General features: G+C 72.3%; 6 protein-coding genes. 2 read left to right on the top strand and 4 right to left on the bottom strand.

What is annotated here, in order from left to right; all coding sequences use genetic code 11:
* Both panC and AB0M20_RS25140 read right to left on the bottom strand, forming a co-directional pair.
* On the bottom strand, positions 1–756 hold a 756-nt coding region (panC, locus tag AB0M20_RS25145), incomplete at its 3' end, for a pantoate--beta-alanine ligase (RefSeq protein ID WP_364302114.1).
* 114 nt (positions 757–870) lie between these two features.
* Complete coding sequence (locus AB0M20_RS25140; RefSeq protein ID WP_364302112.1) at positions 871–1,728, bottom strand: DUF2520 domain-containing protein; 858 nt, start codon at positions 1,726–1,728, stop codon at positions 871–873.
* A 149-nt stretch (positions 1,729–1,877) separates the two neighbouring features.
* On the opposite strand from AB0M20_RS25140, the gene AB0M20_RS25135 reads away from it, so the two are divergent.
* Together AB0M20_RS25135 and AB0M20_RS25130 are read left to right on the top strand one after the other, a co-directional pair.
* Positions 1,878–2,873 (top strand): SAM-dependent methyltransferase, encoded by a 996-nt coding sequence (locus AB0M20_RS25135; RefSeq protein WP_364302110.1) that lies wholly within the window; start codon positions 1,878–1,880, stop codon positions 2,871–2,873.
* Positions 2,874–2,887: 14 nt separating this feature from the next.
* Entirely contained in the window at positions 2,888–4,012 is a 1,125-nt protein-coding gene (locus AB0M20_RS25130) for an NADH-quinone oxidoreductase subunit D (protein ID WP_364302116.1), read from the top strand.
* 9 nt (positions 4,013–4,021) lie between these two features.
* On the opposite strand, the gene AB0M20_RS25125 is transcribed toward AB0M20_RS25130, so the two are convergent.
* Positions 4,022–4,777 carry a hypothetical protein gene (locus AB0M20_RS25125; protein ID WP_364302107.1) on the bottom strand — a complete coding sequence of 252 codons (756 nt, stop codon included), beginning with the start codon at positions 4,775–4,777 and terminating at the stop codon, positions 4,022–4,024.
* 203 nt (positions 4,778–4,980) lie between these two features.
* Positions 4,981–5,457 (bottom strand): hypothetical protein (locus AB0M20_RS25120; protein WP_364302105.1); only part of this gene is annotated, 477 nt, incomplete at its 5' end.

Here is a 5,457-nt window from a genome sequence, read left to right as displayed (position 1 = left end):
CGCGGGGCCGCCCCCCGGCGCGGCCCCGCGCTGTGGGCGGGTGCGGCCCTGGTTGTCGCCCCCCCCCCCCGCGCCCCGGGCAACCACCTCATCGGCCGCGGACAGCGCGGCCTCGGCCGTGGACTGCGCCGCACCCGCCCGGAGCGCTCGCGAGAGGGTCAGCGCGGCCGTGCGTTCGTCTGGCGAGAGATAGCGGTTGCGGCTCGATCGAGCCAGGCCGTCAGGCTCGCGCACCGTCGGCACGCCGTGCACCTCGACCGGGATGTCCAGGTCACGCACCATGCGCCGGACCAGGGCGAGTTGCTGGAAGTCCTTCTCACCGAAGAACGTCACGTGCGCCCGGGTGAGCTGCAACAGCTTGCACACGACGGTGAGGACGCCGGTGAAGTGCCCGGGCCGGCTGGCGCCCTCGTAGATCGTGCCCAGCTCACCGGGGTCGACGCGGATGGCGGGCAGGCCGCCGGGATACATCTCCTCGACGCCTGGAGCGAACACGACGTCGGCCCGCTCCTCTCGGCAGACCTCGAGATCCGTCTCGAGGGTGCGGGGATAGCGATCGAAATCCTCGTTGGGCCCGAACTGCAGCGGGTTGACGAAGATCGTGACGATCAGCCGGTCGGCGTGCGCGCGGGCGGCCCGCATCAGCTGGCGATGGCCGTCGTGCAGCGCGCCCATGGTCATCACCACGGCGACCGTGCCCGGCATCGCCTTGCGGGCGGCGTCCAGCCCCGCCTTGTCAGAGATCAACTCCGTCATCCAACTGCCCTCTCCCCCGCGACGAATCCGCCGGCCGCATTGGACTGTGCCGCATCCCGAACGCGCTTGCATCCAACCCCGGTATGACAGACCGCGGAACGATGCGCCGCCGCATCAGCCCGTGCTGTCATGGGCTCCCTCGCCGGTGCGGGCCAACACTTCCAGCACCTGTGCGGCTTCATCGAGGCGCAGGCGGCCGGCGGCGATCGCACGGTCGGCGGTGCGGCGGGCGAGGGCGAGATAGGCCGGAGCGAACTCTGCAGGGAGATGATTCAGGTGTTTGTCCACTGTGCCCGCGTCACCGCGCGAGACCGGACCGGTCAGGGCCGCATCGCCCAGCCGCAGTGCGTTGTCGAGGGCGGCCTCGAGCAGCGGCCGCAGCACCGTCGCGGGTCGCTCGACGCCGGCGGCGGCCAGCAGGCCGGCCGCGTCGTTCACGAGGGTGACCAGGTGGTTGGCGCCGTGGGCAAGTCCAGCGTGATAGAGCGGACGGGCCTCCTCCGCGATCCACTCCGGAGTCCCTCGCAGGTCGGCGATCAGCCGGGTGGCGAGCGCCCGATCGGCCGCGGTGACGCCCCACGAGATGCCCGGCAGGCGTTCCAGATCGGCGGCCTCGCCGGTGAAGGTCATGGCCGGGTGCAGGGCGAGGCCGTCGACGTCGCCCAGCACCGCCGCACCGTGTGCGCCGGAGGTGTGCGCGACGGCTCCGCGGGCACGGAGCCCTCGCACCACGCCCGGCAGAGCGTCATCCGGGACGGCGATCAGCAACAGGCCGGTGGCGGCGCCGGCGACCTCGTCGGCGGGAAGCACGGCAGCGTCCGGAAGCAGTTTGGCGACTCGGTCCCGGGACGCGGCGGAACCCGCGGTGGTGGCCACGACGCGGTGGCCGGCGGCATGCAGCGCGGCACCCACGACGGCGCCGACCCGGCCCGCGCCGATCAACCCGACGGTGAGAGGTGCCGCGGTGGTCAACAGGATCCAGCTCTCGCGCGACGCGACAAATGCGCTGCCATTATGCCCGCGTTTCACCGGTCCGGTTCGAGTCTTGTGAAGAACACCACCAGGCACTTTCAGGGCATCACTCCAGCGGGTCCGCCTCGGCGTCGGCCTACTGTTGCGGCATGCACCCGGTCGGCTGGCGCGCCGCGATGGAGACGGCCCTGTACGGTCCGGGCGGCTTCTTCGTCTCCGGGAGCGACGGGCCGGCCGGCCATTTTCGCACCAGCGTGCATGCCTCACCGTTGTTCGCGGGAGCGGTCGCCGAGTTGGTGCGGCGGATCGACGTGGCACTCGGCCGGCCGAAGACCTTCGACATCGTCGACGTCGGCGCCGGGCGGGGCGAGCTGTTGACTGCCCTGCAGGCCGGTGGCGCGCTCGACGACCGGTTCCGGCTGGTCGGCGTCGACCTCGCCGCGCGGCCCACGGGCCTCGACCCGCGAGTCGCGTGGCGCCACGAGGTGCCCGACGGGGTTGTCGGCCTGCTGCTGGCCACCGAATGGCTGGACAACGTGCCGCTGGACGTGGCGGACGCCCAGACGCAGCGCAAGATCCTGGTCGATCCGGCAACCGGCGAGGAACGCCTGGGCGCACCCATGGACCCGGCCGACCGCATGTGGGCGGCCCGGTGGTGGCCTGCCTGTCCGGACGGGGACGCGCCTGATGACGGGCGCCGGATCGAGATCGGCTGGCCTCGGGACCTGGCCTGGGCCGACGCCGTCGGGAGCGTGCGGCGTGGCGGCGCGCTGGCCGTCGACTACGGGCATCTGCGCGAGGGCCGGCCGCTCTTCGGGACATTGACCGGGTTCCGGGGCGGGCGGCAGATCTCGCCCGTGCCGGACGGGAGCTGTGACGTCACGGCGCATGTGGCCATGGACGCGGTGGCGGTCGCGGGCGGTGGCTCGTACGCGCTCAGGCGGCAGAGGGAGGCGCTGAAGGCGCTCGGGGTCGACGGCGCCCGGCCGTCGCTGGAGCTCGCTCGGGACGATCCCACCGGTTATCTCCGCCGGCTCTCGCTGGCCGGGGCAGCGGCCGAGTTGCTTGATCCGGCCGGGCTGGGCGGGCACTGGTGGCTGCTGCACACGATCGATCTCGGCGAGCGTGGCACGATGCTGTGGTGAGCGATCTGCGGGAGATGACAGTCGGCACCGGCTCCGGCCTCGACACGGCCGACATGGTGCTGAACATCGGGCCGCAACACCCGTCCACGCATGGCGTGCTCCGCCTCAAGCTCACGCTGGACGGCGAGCGGGTGGTGGACTGCGAGCCGATCGTCGGCTACATGCATCGCGGTGCCGAGAAGCTCTTCGAGGTGCGCGACTACCGGCAGATCATCGTGCTGGCGAACCGGCATGACTGGCTGTCGGCCTTCTCGAACGAGCTGGGCGTCGTGCTCGCCGTCGAGCGGCTGATGGGCATCGAGGTGCCCGAGCGCGCGGTCTGGCTGCGGATGGCGCTGGCCGAGCTCAACCGGGTGCTCAACCACCTGATGTTCCTAGGCTCGTACCCGCTGGAGATCGGCGCGATCACGCCGATGTTCTACGCGTTCCGGGAGCGCGAGACACTCCAGGCGGTGATGGAGGAGGTGTCCGGCGGGCGCATCCACTACATGTTCAACCGGGTGGGTGGGCTCAAGGAGGAGGTGCCGGCCGGATGGACGAGCCGGGCCCGGGAGGCGATCGGGGAAGTTCGCCGGCGGATGCCCGACCTGGACAATCTCATCCGGAGGAACGAGATCTTCCTGTCCCGGACGGTCGGGGTCGGCGTTCTCACGGCCGAGCAGGCGGCGGGCTACGGCGCCTCGGGACCGGTCGCGCGGGCCAGCGGGCTCGACATCGATCTGCGGCGGGATGAGCCCTATCTGGCCTACGACCAGCTCGACGTGCCGGTCGTGACGCGGACCGCCGGTGACTGTCATTCGCGGTTCGAGGTGCTGCTGGATCAGGTCTACGTGTCGCTCGACCTGGCGACGCAGTGTCTGGACAGGGTGGACACGATCAGCGGGCCGGTCAACGTGCGGCTGCCCAAGGTGGTGAAGGCGCCGGAGGGCCATACGTACGCGTGGACGGAGAACCCGCTCGGCATCAACGGCTACTACCTGGTGTCCCGCGGCGAGAAGACACCGTGGCGGCTCAAGTTGCGCACGGCGTCCTACGCGAACGTCCAGGCCCTGGCCACCCTCCTCCCGGGCTGCCTGGTTCCCGACCTGATCGCGATTCTGGGGTCGATGTTCTTCGTCGTCGGCGACATCGACAAGTAACGGCGGCGGCTACCAGCCGCCCGTGTCGTCGCGGCCGCGCCATGACCGCCCGCCGTGGCGCTCGTCGGCCTCGGCCCAGCCCGGGTAGCCGGCATCCACCGCGCCGTAGCCGGCCTCCCAGTAGTTGTCGTTCCCGTGGAACTCGTCCCCGTGGAACTCGTCGTCGTGTGCCTCGGGGTCCGGCCGGGAGCGGCGACCGGTGTAGCCGAGGTCCACAGCGGTGACGTCGGCCCGGCGGCGGCCGCCCTGGTCGCCATAGAGACCCGAAGCCGGCCGCGCGGGAACGACTTCGCCGCTGTCGTCAAAGGCGCCGGGCAGTTCGGGCCGCGCGGCATAGGTCCCGGAAGCATCGGCCCGCGCGGCATAGGTGCCGGAAGCATCGGCCTGCGCGGCGTAGGTGCCAGACGAATCGGCCCGCGCGGCATAGGTGCCGGAAGCATCGGCCTGCGCGGCATAGGTGCCAGACGAATCGGCCTGCGTGGCATAGCCGCCGGCTCGGTCGGCCACGGCGTGACCGCCCGCTTGACCGAACTCCGTGGCATAGCCGCCCGCGGTGTCGAAATCCTCGGCGTAGCCGTCCGCGGCGTCGAAGTCTGCGGCGTAGCCGCCGGGCACGCCGGAGTCCGCGGCAAAGCCACCCGACATATCGGCTTGCTCGCCGTATTCATCGGGGAAGTCGGATTGAACGGCGTAGTTGCCTGCGGCGTTGGGCTGCTCGGCATAGTCGGCGGGGAAGTCGGATTGAACGGCGTAGCTGCCCGCCACGCCGGGCCGCGCGCCGTGGCCCGGCCGTTGTCCTGGCTGGAGTCGTGCTACCCCGGGGCGGCCGGACAGGTCGGGTTCGGAAGCTCCGGCGTGGCCCGGCCTGTTGGGACCCGTGGCGGGCGGGCGCGGGCGGGCAGCGCCATAGGTGCCGCCCTGCAAGCCCGGTTCTTGCAGTGCGCGATAGCCCGGTGACACAGGCGGCGTCACCGAGGCGGCGCCGCGACTTCGTTGGCCGGGCACGCCACCACCGGGAGGGCGTGGCGCGGGGCGGCCGCCGTGCATCGGACGCGGGCCGATCGGGTCGACTTCGGGCCAGCCGGGCGACGAAGCCACGCGCCGACCAACGGCAGGAGCGCCACCCAGGGCAGCGCCACCCACGGCAGCCCCGCCAACCGCAGTGCCGCCCACCGCCGCACCGCCGAAGACGGCGCCACCCGCCGCCGGCCCAGCAATGGCTCGGCCACCGGTGCGAATGCCTGGCTCAGCGCCTTCCACCGCTGCGCGGCTCGGAGCGGCGCGGCCACCGGTGCGAGAGCCCGGCCCGCCGTCTCCCTCAACAGGCCCGCCCATGGCTTGACCTGCAACCGCACGACCGCCGGTGCGCGCGCCCGGCTCGCCACCACCCACAGCCTGGCCCGCGACCGCACGACCGCCCGCGCGCATGCCCGGCTCGGCGCCGC

This window comes from Actinoplanes sp. NPDC051633, from assembly GCF_040681735.1.
Taxonomy (GTDB): domain Bacteria; phylum Actinomycetota; class Actinomycetes; order Mycobacteriales; family Micromonosporaceae; genus Actinoplanes.
This window is presented reverse-complemented; position numbering and strand designations above follow the sequence as displayed.

Excerpts from the sequence above, each read along its gene's own strand:
- AB0M20_RS25130 (WP_364302116.1), top strand. The coding sequence starts at position 2,888 with ATGACAGTCGGCACCGGCTCCGGCCTCGACACGGCCGACATGGTGCTG.
- AB0M20_RS25135 (WP_364302110.1), top strand. The coding sequence starts at position 1,878 with ATGCACCCGGTCGGCTGGCGCGCCGCGATGGAGACGGCCCTGTACGGT.